The sequence below is a fragment of the Vibrio sp. 397 genome (assembly GCF_033339395.1).
In the GTDB taxonomy this organism is placed as follows: Bacteria; Pseudomonadota; Gammaproteobacteria; order Enterobacterales; family Vibrionaceae; genus Vibrio; species Vibrio alginolyticus.
The window spans coordinates 35690-54194 of the sequence record NZ_JAWOUN010000015.1; the positions used below are offsets into that span (position 1 = coordinate 35690).

Consider the following 18505-nt stretch of genomic DNA (forward strand, 5'->3'; position numbering starts at 1 on the left):
AGTTAGTTGTGATCATGAGTTGACTAAAAAGTAAGCTAGAATGTTCTTTCTAAGGTTAAATCTAGCTCTTGCTCCTCGCGTATCTCTAAGTAGCGCCTGATATGTCGGCTTGCGTTTGCATCTTGTATGGCACTGAGAAGCTGGGGGATGGTGTGGACGTTGTTTAGTCCGTCGTTGCTCTTTAACTGGAAGCCTGGTTGCTCTTTGTAATCTCCAAGATGGCTTTCTACATCAATATGTGGGGAGCCAAACCCCAACATGCGGAGTAATGTTTCTATGAACTCAATTAACAGCTCTGCCAGACGTTGATTGACTAGTGCGGTGTATTCATCTCGAGTCATTTGGGGGGAGTTGAACCAAGGCTGGCTGTAGCTTTCTTTGTGCCACATTTTGTTAATTCTGACTCTGAAGACAAAACCATGAAGCTTGGAATCATACTCCCTTGAACCTCCCTCATTGTATAGTTGAAGGTAAGTTTGGAGGCGAGAATACTTGACCGCTTTATTGATTTTTGTGAAGTCTTTATCTCTGAAGCTAAGCACCACATTGCAGTAGCGATCATCGTTACTCAGAAGATGACCTTGCTCAGTATCAATCGTCTGGATTGGGTCTTTGACAATGGCATAAACACGTTTAGATTCTCGCATGTTTAACTGTTTAAGGCTTTGACTGTTACATTCGCTCATTGTGAATCGACCGTTATTCAGGAGATTATTTAGGGAATATGCATTACAGTGTCCCATCTTTGAAGAAGGGAAGTACAGGGTTGGCCTGCTAGTCTTGTTTTGTGTTTTGTTGGGCTTACTCAGGCGATAAGACATACCGTTGGGGAGCTTGTCAGCTTGAGATTTGTAGCTAAGCCTAACTTGCACACCAACAGCTTCTAGCTGCTCAAGAAAAACTGGAAGGGTGGGGGTGACATCAAGAAGCCTATTTTGCTCAAGTACAAAGTCTAACTTGCGTCGTATCTGGGCTTTATCACCTCCTTTAGTTTTCTTGTTTGGTGTGATGTGAATGGGCTTTAGTTTAGTGTTCTCAACACTGTGGTTAAACTTATCGCCTGGGTTAGCGACGCTGCCGAGTCCAAATTCATTTTCAATTTCACGCATAACTTTCGTGGCTTCAGGGTGGTTTTGCCATTCATTGACGACTTTTTTTGTTTTTACGTCTACGGTGCCGCAGTTGATGTGGATGTGGCTATGTGCAGTGTCGTGATGAATGAACACTATATATTTTGTGTTATGAAGCCCCATCCTGCGCATGTACTTTTTAACGAGTTTTCGCCATTGTTTACGGCTAAGCTGCTCGCCTATTTGAAGGGATATCATTCGGTGGCTGGTGGGTTTCTGCATGCCAGTTTTACTTTTATAGCTCGCTATCTCGCGTCCGATTTCAGACCAATCCATCTCATGGGTTTTAAGGTGGGGTGTTTTTAAGGTTGGAAATGGTGAGGAGATATTGTGAGCCATCAGAAATTCTGTTTTTTCACTGATGATGTCGTTTTCTTCGTGGGGTTTGATCTTGCCAGAAGCGTATTCGACGCACACGCATTGCTCTAGATCTTTGGTTGTGCCCGCCGCGTAGTTGGTAGTTGCAGCAGACTGGTCTTCAATAGATTGTTTTTTGCTTGGCGTTTTAGTTTTGAATATCTTGTGAATAGCCATAAGTACACCTTTTAATAATTGTTATGTGGTGATGTAGAATCGATAAGTTCGACCCGACGAGGTCGGAAGGGAGCGACATAGTCGCCCACAGGTTTACATGTAAGTTGCTTCTTCACGCAGCTCTTTAAAGTCAGCGAGTTTTTGAAGCTGCTCTTGGGTCAAGTGCCTATTAGCGAGCATCAAAGCGAAATCTGAGTTGTATTCACCCAGCTCTTGTTGTTCACGCTCAGCAAGTTTTTGTTGAATTAGTGATAGGTATTCGATGATGAGGTTTACTGTTTCTTTATCTAACACATTTTCTTGCAAGGCATGCATCAGTTGAACGCTTGAGAACTGGATGTCTTCATATATTGATTCCAGAAATTCTTCATCAAATTCGGGCCTTTCAATCGAACTAACTTGCAGATCTGGCATAAGGTTAAGAGTGATATCGCGCATGTAGGTGGAAAGGTGTTTGTATCCTAGCCTCGTTTGGCGGAATTCGAGTTCAGTTTTTTCTTGCGGGGTTATATTTATTTTGACTTGTTCACTGCATTTGGATTCTGCTGGTTTTCGTGGCCTACCACGGTTAGGTTTATTGAGGTAGTGTTCAATAAACTCTAAGGCTTGAAGCTTTTCTTCAGAGTCTCGCAGATGGCGATACACGCCCCGTGCTTCGAACACAAGCTGACGTTGTTCAATAAGTTCAGCTTTGCTCATTTTTTCTAGTCTTTCTCTGATACTTAGATCAAAAATACTCATACTGGTTACCTTTATTATTTTTATTAGTGGTACTAGGAGCGGAGCGACGAGCGCAGAACCGTAAGGTTCGAGCACCGCAGCGCTAGCGAGGAAGCTCCGCAGGACAAGCTGCTAATTAATTTCGAGGAACGAGAAATAATTAGTACTGGCTTGTTTCCGTGTTTTTTAATTTAGTGGAACCATGGTGATTATTCTCATGCTTGCACTCAAGGAGTGCAGTGTCAAAGTTTATTGGTGGGAATAAACAGAGAGTTCCTGTTCTATATTTTAATTCGTTATATGATATTTGTTCAACTGATATGAAAATTAATATTGAGTATAATTTGACTTTTTAGGGAATAATTTAATTTGTGTTGTATAAAGTAAATTATGTATCGTTGGATTGTTCAATAATAAATTGCTTATAATGGGAATATGTTGGAATAACTTACTTTTCGTATAATATAAAATTAGAGTTAGTCAACTTATTACATTTTAAAAGGTATGGTGTAGTGGTTTCTTGTCTTGGATTGATTAAGTAAATAATTAACGAATCGAACCAAATTGATTGAGTCGGAGAGGAAATACCATTATGCTTAAGGTTGATTATGTAAGTATGTTGGCCGACTTCGTCGAACTTGTCGAGTTGAAGTAGCGGTTATGTGGGAGAGGTATGGCAGATAAAGTAAAACAGCGCAAAGGTAGTAAGGTTTATACACCTGAGTTAGCTGAATCCTTTGCACAAGCTGTCAATGCGGCAGCAAGGCAGGTTCGCAAAGAGAAACCTGCTGATTCCATAGATAGTATAGTGAAAGCCAAAAATTAGTACGTTGAACTTTGAAAGTTGGGTGACACAGAATTATGTCACCCTCGTTGCTATAGAATGCCTTTTAGGCTAGACAAGAACTTACTCCAACGTTTATCTGAAGCCTTTTTCAATTTGGTTTCAAATACACCATAATGTTGGTTGTTAAACCAGTCAGAGATGATGTTTATAACGCGCCCTTTATAACCACTACCTTTTCCCCACTGTGAGGCTGCATTGCTCCACATGCTAGTCGCACCACGAAGGTGTTCATTGTAGTGATCACTCGCCAGCTCACCCACATAGGCCAGTTCATAGTCACGTGTACGATTGGCAATTTGTGACATTTGTTTGACGACATTGTGCACAGGTTTAAGCTCAGGGTTAGCCATACAGCTTTTAATCAATGCATCAAAATCTTTATATAGTTTCTTTTTATTTCTGTTTATTTCAGCTTTTGCGTGATGGTTAAGGATCTCATACATGTTTAAGTTGTAGTATCGACCATCTCTATTAACACTTGCGCGAATGTATTGAACAGACTTAGCACTATTTATTTCAGTTTTTAGGTAAGGGAAAATTGGGCTTACCGATGAAGTAAAATTTTCAGCATCTTTAAACCATGCCTTAAAGATGTTTAGTAGTTGTTCTTTGGCTTCATCAAAAGATTTTGAGTTGAGCTCTTCAACTAAGTCAGATACCCCGTTTTGGATTTGTTGTATCCTGTCACTATACTTGGCATCTAGTGATTCAAGCTTTCTTTTAATAGCATCGTGAAGCGCTTCTGGATTGTCTGTATAAGAGTCATAAAAGACTACAGAGATTCTATCAGCATCTAAGCCGTACTTTTGTTCAAGGTCGTTTAATATGTGGTCATGTCTTATGTCACGACCTTCGATTTTGCAGTCTACTGGCTCACCGTCTTCATCAAGAACGTTCTCTGCTTCTGTTGCTTGATCTAAAACAAGGAGAATGGTTTCGTCGTAAATTTTGTCTGACTGCCCAGTCTCAATCATAGCTTCGATAATGGAACGCATGGACTGATTAGGCGCATCGTTGAAGCTTGAACAAATAATGCTCAATGTGGCATGGTTCTCAATACATCTACTAATGTCAGCACGTTTAACTGTGCCGTCAAGACCTTTGGTATCTACAACGTTGTAGTTTAGGCTTAACCCTTTACTAATGTAGACAGTGATCTTCTTAGGAAGACCTACAGAGTCAATTTTACCAACATTCAGGTTCTTGAAAGTGGATTGAACCCATTCAAATTCGTCATCGCTACTACTTGGTAGTAGTTGGACTTGGGTTCTTTCCTGTAGCATGATTCTTTCTATAAATTCATTGTAAAGGTCGACTTCGCGAGAAAAATCTTTGGCAAAGACAACATCTTTTTGAATTCGTCTACCACTTTCATTTTTTATGGCACCAGTGAGCTTGAGCATGTTTTTCAGTGCTCTTTCTATTTCTACACTGAGAGAGAAACTGGAGTTTATGCTTTGCACGACGGCTTCTTCATCGCCTTTGGGCTTAGCCTTTTCGAATAGGGACTTTGAGTAGTCAGAGAGTAGTTCTAGCACCTCAGTGTCGTCGTGAGCTTCAATTTCAATTGCTGTATGTTTTTGGTCAAATACTATTTCGACCTCACAGATCGTAGTTCGACCAGATGAGCTGCTCAGCAGTAGGTCAGGTTTTGCTGTTTCTGAATCTCGGTACAAGCCAAATGATTTACAGATCGCAGTTGTTTTTCCTTTGCCGATGTCACCAATGAAAGCTACTCGCTTAGGTTGGTTAAAGTAGCTAATAGCGTGAGAAAAGTCTTCTTTGTATTCGTCTAATCGGTGGTGTTGAGTTAAACACTCTGAAGGTAGTTCCTCTTTGATTAAGAAGATTTTTTCTAAAAACTGATTTTGTTCTTCGGTCTGAAGTTGGCGAGGTTCAACTGAGTTCATAAATACTGATACCAAGGGTAAAGCGATAGCTGAAAATTGTATAGAAAGCAATATACTACAGCTTATCGGGTTTGACATTACGATAGATGAGGGTTTTGGCTGTTTTCTATACATGAACCACGGTTTTGATGTGGTGATTGACAGTATTTCGAATACTAGTTTATGTCACTGATAAGAAGAGAGCTGGCAGCAAATGTTCAAGCTTATCAAAGACTTATTTTCGAGCCTTCAAAGCAACACCTCAGGCCAATACTAATGAAAAACACTGAGGCATTTTTGACCTCAATGTATCGGAATATCGAGTGAGATACTCGGAGTGGCGCAGAGATTCGATAGATCAATCTGTCATAACTGATTAAATTAAATCGTAGTGTTACAACTGACAGATTGAGTTCAGGCTAATCCAGTTTAGGAGGTGATCTAGCCTATGGGGTGGTCGCCAGCTCTATTTTGGTTATTGCGTAAACTTGCCTAGGCGCTCATTAAGTTCTGCTTCCCAAACTTCCAAACCTTCTCTTTTCTCGTCGAGGTATTCGTACATATCATAGTGCTTAGACGAGACGTCAGAAAAAGCGTGACCTTGTATGCGATCTCGAATTTCTTTGGACAACTTTATTGTGGCACCAAGAGTTTTTACGGTTCTACGGAAGTCTCTGCCAATGAATGGCCTAATTTCCTTTGTTCGGGACTTATAAGTTAGCAACGCTTGAGCAATCGAATTAGTAGGCATGTGCTCACGGGGAGCTGTCTTCTTGTAGAAAACGTAAGGACTATCTTGTTTTGCGTTATTCTTTAACTCATGAAGGATTTCAATCGTTGTTCTGGTTAAAGGAATTACGTGAGGAATGTTCGTTTTGAAGTTTTCTGGTTGCACGGTGAGATACTTATCCTTGAAATTTATGTCACTCCATTCAAGTGTTACGACTTCGTATGGTCGTTGACCACCTAGATGAAAGCATAGTTTGATGGCTTGGCGGGTTTGAAAAGCTAAATCAAGATCTTCATATCGATGATCCATATCCCAGAGTAGTTTTTCGACTTCCTCCCAGCTTAAGAAATGTGTACCAGCTTTTTCTGCCCATGTCTGTTTCGGTATGTCTGCAATCGGATTCCCTGAAATTCCAAACTTTGTGTTACGGTTTTTGTATGCAGGATCATTGTCATAGAAACGACCAAAATTGAAAGCAGCGTGAAGGATTGAGCGTATCTTGTTGCTTTTAGCTGCATGCCCTGATTCGATAGGAATGGAAAGGATATGGATAAAGTCTTCGGCTTTAAAATCCTTAGCCTTTCGCTTGATATCCAGATAAGGAAATACGTTATCAACAATCTTTTTCATTTCATCTTGGTAAGTTCGCTTTCCCTCTGTTTTCTTGTGTTCTGCATGTAGCGTGATTAATTGCTCAAAGCTGCCAATTTCATTCGCTTCACGCTCTTTTTGAGACTTTTCTCTAGCACGCTTTTCAAGCTCATCTTTTGGATCTATACCCTGGGACAATAGGTCGCCGTACTCTTTACAAAGGTCACGAGCTAAAGCGAGGCTCATTCCTGGCATCTTACCTAATTGTATGAATATGGGCTTGGAATCTTTGAAGTAGCGAAATTTGAAGTTGACTGATCCTGAAGGCATAACTTGTACACCAAGGCGACCTTTCCCTCTTTCCCCAGATTTGTCCCATGTGTAGTAAGGAGTTTTTTTAGGTTTTAATCCCTTTATTTCTTTGACCGTAAGCATATGTTTACCGAAATCTCGAAGTAGTAGTTACTTGACTAACAGTAAAGTTAGTCTAGTAACTAGTCAAGTAAGGAAGTAGGTTAGTGTAGTTTTATGTAACCTAAAGTAATCGTAAATTAGCTGATTTTTCTTTAAGTTGTTGTAATAAAAGGGTTGTTTAATCTTTTGTAATCAAGGGTAATTGTTAGAGAATATCACTTCTAAGGATGTGGTCATTGGTTCGAATCCAATAGGGCGTGCCATTTATTCAAAAGCCCCGATAACTCTTTGAGTTATCGGGGCTTTGTCGTTTTTAGGTTTTTGGCTGTAATTGCCACTCTATCTACAACTTTTGAATGGCATTCTAGCCATTGCAATTTCTAGCAATCTGGATATCCACCAACAAAAAAGCGCTGGTTAACCAGCGCTTTGCATTTACTAAGGGAATTACATCTTTTTAAAGATGATGGAGGTGTTGATGCCGCCAAAGGCGAAGTTGTTACTCATCAAATATTTCACGTCCAGCTCTCGGCCTTGTCCGGCGATGTAGTCTAAATCGCCACATTGCTCGTCGAGGTTTTCTAGGTTGAGCGTTGGGTTGAACCAACCTGTGTGCATCATTTCTAAACCTAGCCACGCTTCAATCGCGCCACAGGCGCCTAGTGTGTGGCCAAAGTAGCTCTTGAGTGAACTGATTGGCACTTTGCCCAGAGCATTCGCTGTTGCGTTGCTTTCCGCAATATCGCCGCGGTCGGTGGCTGTGCCGTGAGCAGATACATAATCGATCTTCTCAGCAGGAATGCCCGCGTTTTGCAAAGCCATTTCCATACAGATTTGCATGGTTTCCATCTGTGGTTGAGTGACGTGTGCGGCATCACAGTTGCTGGCAAAACCGATGATTTCTGCATAGATTTTCGCGCCACGAGCGACGGCGTGTTCGTACTCTTCCAGAACCAGCGTTCCCGCACCTTCACCAATCACCAAACCATCGCGATCGGAGTCATAAGGTCTTGGTGTACTTTTCGGGTCTTCATTCTTCAGACTGGTGGCAAAAAGGGTATCGAAGACAGCGGATTCCGTTGGGCACAGTTCTTCAGCGCCACCAGCAACCATTACCGTTTGGTAGCCATGTTTGATCGCTTCGTAGGCGTAGCCGATTGCTTGGCTGCCCGAGGTACATGCACTGCTGGTTGGGATCACTCGGCCTTTCAAACCGAAAAATAGACCAACGTTCACTGCTGTGGTATGCGGCATCATCTGCACGTAAGTCGTTGCGGTGATCGCTTTCGTGGTTTTTTCATTCAGCATGACACCAAATGCGCCGATTGCGTCAGTACTGCCTGTTGATGAGCCGTATGCGATACCCGTTTGGCCATTGGTGAGTACGTCGTTACCAATCAAACCTGCTTGGCTCAGTGCGTTTTCTGTTGCGACGGTCGCCAATTTAGAAACACGCCCCATGCCGCGTACTTGCTTGCGCTTGTAGTGCTTTGGCAGTTCAAAATCTAAAATTGGTGCCGCGAGCTTGGTGTTCAAACCATCATACTGTTCGTAAGAAGGCATGTATTGCGTCGCGTTCTGGCAGTCACGCAGTTTTGGCTCGACAGATTGCCAATCGTTACCAAACGCAGTCACGCCCGACATTCCGGTTACAACGACTCGACGGTTCATACTAGGCCTCCGTTTACCGAAATGACTTGGCGAGTTACATAGCCTGCGATGTCGGACATAAGGTAACTGACTAAACCAGCGACTTCTTCTGGTTCTCCCATGCGGCGTAAAGGAATTTGCGGCATCGCGTGTTCTTTTACGTGTTCGTCTACCATGCCTGTGTCGATAAGCCCCGGTGCAACGCAGTTAACGGTGATTTTGCGTTTTGCCAGTTCAAGTGCGAGTGATTTTGTTGCACCAATTACGCCCGCTTTTGCTGCGCTGTAGTTGGTTTGACCACGGTTACCCATCAGGCCAGATACTGATGCAAGGGTAACAATTCGACCACCTTTACGCTTTTGCACCATTGGCATAACACAAGGGTGAAGAACGTTGTAGAAGCTATCTAGGTTGGTATGAATCACGCCATCCCATTCTTCTTCGGTCATCGCAGGGAAAGCGGTATCTTTTGTGATGCCAGCGTTGTTCACGACGCCATAGTAAGCGCCGTGTGCGGCGATATCGGCTTCTAGTTTCTCACGGCAATCTGCACGGTCACTGATGTCGAATTGGATAAGACGACCGCTCCCCCCATGTTGTTCGATGGTGTCTAGGGTATCTTGCGCGCCTTGTTGATCGCCCATGTAATGGACGATGATTTGGAAACCATCTTTGGCTAACTGAACGGCAATGGCTTTACCGATGCCTTTGCTGGCACCTGTAACGAGGACTTGTCGGGTCATTGTTGACTCCTGATTTTCATTTCTTGTAATTTTTCTTCTGATGGAACGTAAACGTTCAATTGGCAAGTCGCTACAACAGTTCCTTGTAGCTCAATACGGGCAGAAAATACCGCCATACCGTTATCTTCCATGACTTTTTCGGCATACACATCGAGCATTTGTCCGCGAGAAAACGCATCGCATTCAGAAGTGTATCGACGGCTACCAAGTAAAAAGCCAATCGGTGGCGCTTGTTCTCTCATTAATGCGTGGTAACCAGACCACGCCGCGACAGATTGCGCCATAAACTCAATGCCAACGTAAGCAGGCACGGTTTGAGAGGCCGAGTCGAAGAACGGGTTGTGTTCTGCGATATCAACCTGACAATGAATCGTATCTTGTTGAACATCTATAGCACGATCAACCAAGATCATTGGTTTGTCGTGTGGCAAAAGTTGTTCGATGGGAGGAAGTTTAGTCATGAGCGTAACCAAAAATAAGACTAATATTGTTGCCACCAAAAGCAAAAGAGTTGCTGAGAATCGCTTTGTTGCCAAGTTTGGTTGGCGTCTCAACTAACGATATATGGATATCGTCTGCCTTGGTTTCGCAGTGTTGCATTGGCAAGTCAAGGTTGTACTTGAGAATATGCCAAGCGATAGCGGCTTCCGTTGCACTTGCAGCGCCTAATGTGTGTCCGGTAAGTGGCTTTGTAGAGCTCACAGGAACGGAGTCACCAAAGCAGCGGTGGATGGCTTTGCTTTCCATCGCATCATTTAACGGTGTTGCTGTGCCATGCGCGTTGATGTAACCAATGTCTTGTGCTGTTAGTCCTGCATTGGCCAACGCTTTTTTCATCGCTTCTTCTGCGCCTAACCCTTCTGGGTGTGGTGCGGAAATGTGGTGTGCGTCTGAGCTATCGCCAACTCCGAGAAGGGCAACAGGCGCGGGTGTTTTGCTTAGCAACATTAATGCTGCGGCTTCGCCGATATTGATGCCGTTGCGATGTTGGTCAAACGGTTTGCAAAGAGTATCGGATAGGGCTTCTAAACCGTTAAAGCCGTTTAGCGTTAGGCGACAAATGGTATCCACGCCACCCACAATGACCGCATCAACAATGCCAGAGCGAATCAGGCGTTGCGCGGTTAAAAAGACACGACCACTAGAAGAACAGGCGGTTGAAACTGAGTAATGTGGGCCGCTCAAATCAAAGTAAGCGGCAATAAAATCGCTGCAGTTGCCAAGCTCTTGTTTGGTGTAATGGTAGTCGGCAGGAAACTCGCCGTTTGCCTGCTTTTCTCCAAACGCGATTTCGCCATCTGAAATGCCAGATGTACTGGTGCCGATCACGACCGCGATACGGTCACGACCATATTCAGCAATGGCGTTATGCACGTCGCTTTCGATTTGCTGCAAAGCCGAAAGTGCGAGGCGGTTATTTCTAGTCTCAAACCGGCTGAAAGCTGATGGTAATTGCGGTAACGGCTGTGCAATTCGACCGATTACTGTTTGTCGGCCTGAATTCAAAATGTCTTGGTCAACCACCATGTTGGATGGTTTCGCTCCCGATAAACACTGGTGGATGATGGCGTCATCTTGTCCCATTGCGGAGTGGAAACCACAGGCCTGAATATACAAAGGTTGAGGAGAGCGATTAGGCATATTGTTGTTCTAAATTGTTCTTAGTTAATCTGATGTTGCAGTGTCTGAATAGAAATTGAAAACTGATGCTTGAGGTGGTGAAAATCAATCTTACCCTCTAATTTGTTAGAAGAACTGTATTGAATCTCAATGATCTTTTCACCGTCGCTATCAAAGATGGCGCGAGAATTATTTTTATCAATCATTTGCCACCTTACCTCATTTAACGATCCTTCCCAAGCGGAACTCGGCCAGAGCGTGATCATCAGGTTAAATAATACCTGTTCTGGCTGCGGTAGCGTACCTTGCAAACCGTTGAGTACTTCGGTTTGGATTTGTTCTCCATCGTAAGACAACGAGAGCACTCGCGTCCCCCAAGATGAGAAGCCTGCCAGTACCACTTCGTTGCTAGTCACTTGCAGTTGCACCGGAAGTTGCTCAGATGTGGGTTTGCCATCAATTACCCAAGAGGCCGTAATCAATTGGCTGGCAGCCAGCTGGTAACCTAAGCTAGCTGGTGTCGGTAAGTTAACTTGGGTGTTCTCAGCAATATCGACTTGAGGCGTAGATTGATGAGGTACCAAGCTGCATGCACTTAAAAACAGACTCAGTACGATTAACGTCGCGCAGCGAAAAGCATGGTTAAAAATCATGACGTCGTTTCCTCTGTTTTAATCGCAATCGGAGAGAGCAGCCAAGCAACAAAAATACCACTTAACACCGTAATGCCGAAACTGTGAATCGCGTGAGTTTGGCTTAGTGACAGCAACCCAAATGACAGCACAGTGGTTATTGCCGAAAGGGTGATCGCCAATAGTGTGCTCACGCTGCGGGCTTTCTCGGCAAAGAACAGAGTGTAATCGATTCCGATACCAAGAATGAGCACCAAGCCAAGCAAGTTGAACAGGTTTAATGTTGTTCCCATCGCGACAGCAGTTGCCAGACCGCACGCGCAAGCAATCAATGATGGCAGTAAAACGAGCCAACTGTGTTGCAGACCGTACCGCTTGATTAACACCAGAAAGATCACAGTACTGGCGGCTGCCAACAGCTCCATGATTTTGATTCGGTATTCACCAAATAGGGCGGAAATTTCTTCTGCTTTGTTTAGGTAGACAACGTCAGGCTGCGATTTGGCAAAAGACTTAACAACGGCGGAGTCTTGCAATTGGTTTAACACCACTACCGTTGCCGATTTTCCTTTAATTTTACCCAAATGGAGAAAACGCACAGGCGCTGATACTGGGTTTTGCAAGTACTGATCAACCGTGACAGGGATAAAGTCGGCGTCCATTTTCGGCTTTTTATTTAAGCCCAGTCCGGATGCAAGTGGGCTGGATTGTGTTGCGTAAAGATCGCGAATCAATTGATAGTCTTGTTGCTGACGTTCCACTGAGCTCAAGTAGCGGCTCAGACTCTGGTAGCTTTCGATGGTGCTGTCCGCTTTCCACGCTTCTAATGTTGGCGTCAAAGACTCCAGTTTTTTCATTAGGTTTTCGTCATCGTCGGCGGTAACGACCAACATTTGCTGCGAAGATTGCATGCCACTGAGCGTCGTAATCAAGGTTTCTTGCTGCTTGAGATCTTTCGGCATCGTTTGCAGCAGACGAATGTCGTCATCGTAGTTCAATTGCAGCAAGAAAATGCCACTCGCAACCACACATAACATCGGTAATCCGACTTTAATTCGAGGTTGATTCCAAAGCGTTAACCATTTCGCCAACAATGATTGTCCCGGTAAAGTCGAAATGGTGCGCGATGGGTTACGAGCCAGTATCGGATACCAAGCCACCACGGTGATGTAAGCGGCAATCAGACCAATGGATGAAAACAGCGCAAGCTGCTGCAAACCTGGAAACGGCGCCACTAACATGCCCAAATAGCCGATCAAACTGGTGATTAAGCCAAGTGTGATCGCTATGAAAATATGCTTTAATCCTTGCTCGCTATCCCATTCATTTCCCGCCGCAAGGCGTTCGGTTAGGTAGTGGAATGCGTAGTCGATAGACACGCCGATTAAACTTGCGCCAAACACTAAGCTGAACAGATGGACTTTTCCAAAAATCCACGTCGTAACGGACAACGCAACGAGCAAACCAATGGTGATGGAAAGCAGTGCGAGAGACAGTGGCATCACACTACGAAAGACCAACACGAACAATGCAATGATACCGAGCAGAGAGAACACACCGATGGTACTGATCTCCGATTTGGCACTTTGCGTACCAAAGTCGGCGTAAAATAGAACGCCTGTATGTGAGACTTCAGCGCCATATTTCTGCGCGACGCTTTGTTCTAGCGCTTGAATATCAGGGACTGCAAGCTGCCCAGTTAGGCTATAAGGCGAGTCTTTTAGTTCGGCAGTAATAAGCAAGTATTGAGCATCGTCTTTTTCGACGGACAGATAGCCGTTATCCAATCGGAAAGAGGACGATTGCTGGGTAACTTGGCTTAAATAATCACGAAATAGCAAGAAAGGATCATTTTGCAACTCTTGCCCAGTCACCCCAGAAAACGGGTTGTACAGAGACTGAATCACATGCTGCACTTGCTGTTCTGGATTTTGGCTTAAACGCTCTCGTTGTTCAGGCGTCAGCAATTGGAAGCGGTGCTTAAAGTAGTAACTCGCCCAAGCTTGCTGTTCTTGAGGTGAGATTTTTCCTACCACATCGCGAAAATGATTACTTTGGCGTAACCCCTTATCAAATTCAGCGGCCGCTGCAAAAAGGGCATTTTTGTCCGGCGCTGTGATCACGAAAATGACTTTGTCGCTCATACTTGCCGAGACCGACTCAAAGGCTTGCTCAGCCACCGGGTTTTGTTGGTTCTTCGGCAGCAGTTTTAAAATGTTGGTCTCAATCGGAGATTCTGCACTCCAAACCCATTGTTTGAGTAGCAACGCGCCCGCTAAAACAACGAGATTGAGCCAAACCAGAGCAAAGGTGTGAGTGCCGAGACTGAGTTTAGAAACGGAATTGAGCGTCTTCGGCATCCGTGAGTTCCTGAGGTAGAGAGGTCTGGTTCGTAAACGTGATTTCGGTCTTATCGCCACGCAGCTCTTGTAGGGTTAGGCGATCAATGTGCGTTTTACCGGAAAGGGTGATGGCTTTAAACACCGCATTTAATGGCGACTGTTTTGGCACTAAAACGAGCTGCCACTGATTGTTCTCAACTGAAAAATCGAGTGTGAATTGTTCTTGCAGTGCAGAAGTATCCCCGTGGAACACGGATAAAAACACATGGCTAAAGTAGAACGCCATTGGGTTTTCTTCAGCAGAGATCGTTTTCGGGTCTTGGTTGGCAAAAGTCTGACGAAGTTTGTTTTCCGTCAATACCAAATTGACTGCGAAAGGTTCTGTTTGTTGCCACAACAAGCCATGTGTTTTGCTCAGCGTGAACTGACCTTTAGAGGTTAAAGGTTGACTAAACATTTCCAGATGACGCTGCTGCGTAAAATCTCCGCGTACGATTTCATGCTGAGACAACTGCTGTTGAAGCGATGCCAAATCCGTTACATTTGCTGTAGGTGTGGCCAGTGCTGGAACAGAAAATATCAGCAAAAAAGAGAGTAACCACTTTTGCATTAGTTCAGGCTCCCATGGTTGTGCCATTGCTCTACTTTATCTAAAAAGACTGCTGGAGACACAAAGCACATCTCTTGCTTTTCAATGGATACGGCGACTTGCGTTGTATGCGCTTTGCACATACGTTGATTCGTTTCGGCGTCGTAAATCACGTAATCCACACGTAAGCGGTTTTCCCACTCAGTGAGTTGCGCGGTAATACGAATGGTGTGATTAAACGGAATCGCCTTCACATATTTAACGCGCGTGTCGATGATCGGCCACATGTACCCAGAGTCTTGCATATCGCGATAGCTGTATTGGATCTTCTCCATCAGCACACGACGCGCTTCTTCAAAATATCGAAAGAAGTTGCCGTGATAAATCACGCCCATCGGGTCAGCATCTTGGAATGAGGTGACCATAGTCACCTCCGCTTCTAATGGGTAGAGAACCTGCTCTTGCATTATACCTCCGCGTAGAGTGGCCAATGACGTTGCTGAATGCGTTCAATGAAATGACGCAAATCTTGTTCCAATGGGCGATCTTCAATCACAAATTCAAACTCGCTCAGTACGGCGTCACGAATTACTCGCAAACTCTGACTCATGTGGTGTTCGTCCAATTCGTTATGACGGCGACGAATCTCAACCGCTTGAACGCTTGCTAGGAGTGAAGCCGCAGCAACTTGCTCTGTTAACTCAAGTACGCGTAAGCAATCACGAGCCGCAATGGTGCCCATGCTCACTTTGTCTTGGTTGTGGCACTCGGTTGAGCGAGAAAAAACGCTCGCTGGCATGGTGTTTTTCAACGCTTCTGCCGTCCAAGCTGAGATACCAATCTGAACCGCTTTAAAGCCGTGGTTGATCGGTTTACGCTCGCCTTCTGCACCGGTTAAGTTAAACGGCAGGCCGTTATTGAACTTGTAATCCATCAGTTGCGCCATCTGACGGTCCAGCAAATCAGCTAAGTTGGCAATGTTCACTTTCAACGTATCCATCGCCATTGCGATATGACCACCGTAGAAGTGACCGCCGTGCAGAACGCGCTCGTTGTCGCCATCGATGATTGGATTGTCGTTGGCACTATTTAGTTCATTCTCAATCAATTGACGTAGCCAAGGCAGTGAGTCTTGCACCATGCCAATTACGTGTGGCGCGCAACGCAGCGAGTAGCGATCTTGCAGTCGGTCGCTATTGCGTGGCGGACGTTCAGCATTGAGATCATCACGCAACCAAGCCGCAACTTGCTGTTGACCAGGGTGAGGTTTTACCGCAAACAACGCTTCATCAAAGTGGAAATCGTTACCTTGCATACCCACAGAGACCATTGCGGTAATCTTGGTGCAAAGCTGCGCTAGGTATTCTGCTCGTTTGTAGGCAAGACAGGCGAGGGCAGTCATCACGGATGTACCGTTCATTAACGCCAAACCTTCTTTTGGTTTTAGGCGAATTGGCTCTATGCCCAGCTCTGCAAACACTTCTTGTGTTGGTCGCACATCACCTTTGTAAAGCACTTCACGCTCGCCAATTAAGGTCGCCGCTAGGTAAGACAGAGGCGTTAAATCGCCGCTTGCGCCCACCGAGCCTTCTTGTGGAATACGCGGCGCAATGTCGTGATTGATAAGCGTAACGATTTGGTTCAACAGATCGTGAGACACGCCAGATACGCCTTGCGACAATGAACACAAACGGGTTGCCAGCACCGCGCGAGCTTGCTCATGAGAAAGGATTTGACCTAAGCCACAGCCATGGAAGCGCGTAAGATGCAACGGAAGTTCATCTACAAGAGCAGGTGGAATCGCCACAGTACATGAATCTCCGTAACCCGTAGTCACGCCGTAAATAACGCCTTCTTCTTTCAGTAATCGTTCCAGAAACGCCATGCCACGATCAATTTTCGCGGTAAATTCTGTCGAGGTGTTCATGTTTGCCTTTGCACCTTGAGCAATGGCAACGACATCTTCGATGGTTAAAGATTGGGCACCAAAAGTGATGTTGTGATTATTGTTGTTTGTCATGTGGCTGATTACTTAAAGTCCAGAAGTTAAAAAAGTTGTACCACTGTAACGGCGCTTGCAGTGTGTGGTGTTCTAATCTTTGTGCGTACTGTTGAACAACGTGTTCTAGTGCCTGCTGACGCTCCTTGCGTGGTAGCGTGATTTGGTCACTAAAGTGTTCAAAGTACACATTAAAATGCGGAGTGTTCGCTTCATCGTCGCGTAGGCCGAAGAGTAAGTAAACCGGCGCTTTTAATACCGAGGCTAGCATGAATGGGCCTTGCGGGAATGGTGCAGGTTTACCAAGAAAATCTGCCCAAACGACACGATTTTCTTTGCTGGTGGAAGTGCGATCGCCAACGATCACCACCCATTCGCCTTGCTCGATTTTTTGTTGAAGCAGAATCGCGGTGTCTGGTCCCATTGAGCTGACTTGAATCAGATTCAGTTCCGAATTTGGGTTTACCGCCTTCATTACCGCATTAAATTGTTCAGCGTGTTGGGTAAATACCAAGGCATTGATTTTGACATGAGAGTGTCGACGACCAAGCGCACGGCAGAGTTCGATATTGCCAAGGTGCGAGCCTAAAATGAGCACGCCTTGTTTTTTCTGCGCCATCTCTTCGAAATGATGCTGGCCGTGAATGGTTAGGTTATCGACGTTAAAGTCACCTTGCCATGCTGCCAGTTTGTCGAGCATGGTTCGCCCAAAAGAAAGCAGATGATGATAGCTGTCCAACTGTTTTGGTAGTGCGATGCTCTGCTGCGTTGCGTAGTACTGCAAGTTTTGCAGGTAAATCTCAGACGCTTCACGGGCAGATTTACCCGTGAAGTGGTAGTAGCGCATGACTAATTTTAAAATCAGGTCAAACGCTTTTCTGCCGAACAAGCGGTAAACCGCGAGTAAGGTTTTGATGCCTAAAATCGTGCCTTGTTCTTTTCGTTTCGACCAGTGGGCATTACTGTCATCTGTGTTTTGGCGCTTTCTGGCGAGTAGCGAAGGAATGCGCGGCAACATGCCAAAAAATAGGCGAGTGTGCATCCAGCTTATCTTGACGTTATCCCACAATGCGTCGAAGTGGGAAATGCCACCTTCAGGGTAGATCACGCGCGTTGGAACAAAATCAATGTCGACGCCTTCCCAGTACATTCGCACTAGAATTTCGATATCAAAATCCATGCGTTTGCCGATGTTGTACTTGTTCAACACGGCGACCGTTTTCGCCACTGGGTAGGCGCGAAAACCGCACATGCTGTCTTTGATAGACCGTGACAAGGTTTCTATCCACACCCAAACGTGTGTAGCGTAGCGACCATACAAACGGGATTTAGGTACGCTCTCGTCGTATATCGGTTGGCCCGAAATCAGGTTATCTGGTTTTGTTTCGCTGGCGCTGAGCAATTTCGGCAATGCTTCTAGGTCGTGCTGACCATCTGCGTCGATTTGAATGGCGTGCGTAAAACCAAGTTGGTGAGCTTGATGTAGGCCTGCCATCACAGCGCCACCTTTGCCTTGGTTTTCTCTCAAACTAATCAGTTTTATCAGCCCTTGCTTGCTCAAAGCAGAAAGCGCTTGTTTGGTGTCTTCATTGCTGCCGTCGTCAACGGCCAGCACTGGCAAAGCGAAAGAGGATAACGACGCAACCACGTCTGCAATTGTGCTGCCGTGGTTGTAGCAAGGAATTAAAAAGCAGGGACGATAATCACTCACGTGACTCACCCAGTTTCATTTTTCCTGACGAGTGAGTCACCAAGGTTTCACCGTTTTTCGATGTGTACTTAAAGGTCAATTTCTCACGCTCATTGTCCCAAGAGAGTGAGAGGCAAACGTCGGCGTTTGGCAGAATCGGCTCTTGAAATTTGATGACTTCCATTCCTTTAAATACCTTGGGAGTATTCAAATATTGAACGGCGTAGAACAACGCCCAGTCAATTTGAGTGACGCCGGGTAAAAGAGGAAAGTGACTGAAATGACCTTGGAAATCTAAGATGTCAGCATCCACTCGCAGCGACAGCTCCGCGGTATGGTCACTCACTTCAATATTCTGAATAGTTGGTTTTCTTTTTTCCATGTT

Annotated in this window: 16 protein-coding genes; 1 reads left to right on the forward strand and 15 read right to left on the reverse strand. The window is 45.0% G+C overall.

The annotated features are described in order from the left end of the window. Positions 1-35 precede the first annotated feature (35 nt). Both R7P36_RS19870 and R7P36_RS19875 read right to left on the reverse strand, forming a co-directional pair. Complete coding sequence (locus R7P36_RS19870) at positions 36-1664, reverse strand: relaxase/mobilization nuclease domain-containing protein (RefSeq protein ID WP_213964224.1); 1629 nt, start codon at positions 1662-1664, stop codon at positions 36-38. A gap of 93 nt (positions 1665-1757) precedes the next feature. Further along, on the reverse strand, positions 1758-2405 hold the full coding sequence (locus R7P36_RS19875; RefSeq protein WP_213964225.1) for a hypothetical protein: 648 nt from the start codon (positions 2403-2405) through the stop codon (positions 1758-1760). A 652-nt stretch (positions 2406-3057) separates the two neighbouring features. Between R7P36_RS19875 and R7P36_RS19880 the strand changes: the two genes are divergently transcribed. Then, on the forward strand, positions 3058-3210 hold the full coding sequence (locus R7P36_RS19880) for a hypothetical protein (RefSeq protein WP_213964226.1): 153 nt from the start codon (positions 3058-3060) through the stop codon (positions 3208-3210). 50 nt (positions 3211-3260) lie between these two features. Here R7P36_RS19880 and R7P36_RS19885 read toward each other — a convergent pair whose 3' ends face one another. The 13 genes from R7P36_RS19885 to R7P36_RS19945 all read right to left on the reverse strand — a co-directional run bounded on the left by R7P36_RS19885 (position 3261) and on the right by R7P36_RS19945 (position 18502). Then, complete coding sequence (locus R7P36_RS19885) at positions 3261-5141, reverse strand: hypothetical protein (protein ID WP_213964227.1); 1881 nt, start codon at positions 5139-5141, stop codon at positions 3261-3263. Between the two features lie 454 nt (positions 5142-5595). Then, positions 5596-6876, reverse strand: a complete 1281-nt coding sequence (locus R7P36_RS19890; protein WP_213964228.1) for a tyrosine-type recombinase/integrase — start codon at positions 6874-6876, stop codon at positions 5596-5598. Positions 6877-7302: 426 nt separating this feature from the next. Next, positions 7303-8526, reverse strand: a complete 1224-nt coding sequence (locus R7P36_RS19895; RefSeq protein WP_021452981.1) for a beta-ketoacyl-ACP synthase — start codon at positions 8524-8526, stop codon at positions 7303-7305. Next, positions 8523-9248, reverse strand: coding sequence for a 3-oxoacyl-ACP reductase FabG (gene fabG, locus R7P36_RS19900; RefSeq protein ID WP_021453573.1), 726 nt, complete (start codon positions 9246-9248; stop codon positions 8523-8525). The genes R7P36_RS19895 and fabG overlap by 4 nt, the downstream gene beginning before the upstream one ends. Next, positions 9245-9709, reverse strand: coding sequence for a hotdog family protein (locus R7P36_RS19905; RefSeq protein WP_213899486.1), 465 nt, complete (start codon positions 9707-9709; stop codon positions 9245-9247). The genes fabG and R7P36_RS19905 overlap by 4 nt, the downstream gene beginning before the upstream one ends. Further along, positions 9702-10889: a beta-ketoacyl-[acyl-carrier-protein] synthase family protein gene (locus tag R7P36_RS19910; protein WP_140374723.1), complete on the reverse strand. Its 1188-nt coding sequence runs from the start codon at positions 10887-10889 to the stop codon at positions 9702-9704. Before R7P36_RS19910 ends, R7P36_RS19905 begins: the two co-directional genes overlap by 8 nt. Before the next feature lie 20 nt (positions 10890-10909). Next, positions 10910-11521: a DUF3261 domain-containing protein gene (locus R7P36_RS19915; protein WP_025508279.1), complete on the reverse strand. Its 612-nt coding sequence runs from the start codon at positions 11519-11521 to the stop codon at positions 10910-10912. Further along, positions 11518-13860, reverse strand: coding sequence for an MMPL family transporter (locus R7P36_RS19920; RefSeq protein ID WP_213899485.1), 2343 nt, complete (start codon positions 13858-13860; stop codon positions 11518-11520). The genes R7P36_RS19915 and R7P36_RS19920 overlap by 4 nt, the downstream gene beginning before the upstream one ends. After that, complete coding sequence (locus tag R7P36_RS19925) at positions 13832-14452, reverse strand: LolA family protein (protein WP_005382286.1); 621 nt, start codon at positions 14450-14452, stop codon at positions 13832-13834. The genes R7P36_RS19920 and R7P36_RS19925 overlap by 29 nt, the downstream gene beginning before the upstream one ends. Beyond that, positions 14452-14898, reverse strand: a complete 447-nt coding sequence (locus R7P36_RS19930; protein WP_005388315.1) for an acyl-CoA thioesterase — start codon at positions 14896-14898, stop codon at positions 14452-14454. Before R7P36_RS19930 ends, R7P36_RS19925 begins: the two co-directional genes overlap by 1 nt. Further along, a complete protein-coding gene (gene hutH / locus R7P36_RS19935; RefSeq protein ID WP_213899484.1) occupies positions 14898-16451 on the reverse strand; it encodes a histidine ammonia-lyase in 1554 nt (517 codons plus the stop codon). Before hutH ends, R7P36_RS19930 begins: the two co-directional genes overlap by 1 nt. After that, a complete protein-coding gene (locus tag R7P36_RS19940) occupies positions 16435-18141 on the reverse strand; it encodes a glycosyltransferase family 2 protein (protein WP_213899483.1) in 1707 nt (568 codons plus the stop codon). Before R7P36_RS19940 ends, hutH begins: the two co-directional genes overlap by 17 nt. Continuing rightward, positions 18134-18502, reverse strand: a complete 369-nt coding sequence (locus R7P36_RS19945; RefSeq protein ID WP_005460551.1) for a 3-hydroxyacyl-ACP dehydratase — start codon at positions 18500-18502, stop codon at positions 18134-18136. The genes R7P36_RS19940 and R7P36_RS19945 overlap by 8 nt, the downstream gene beginning before the upstream one ends. Positions 18503-18505 lie beyond the last annotated feature (3 nt).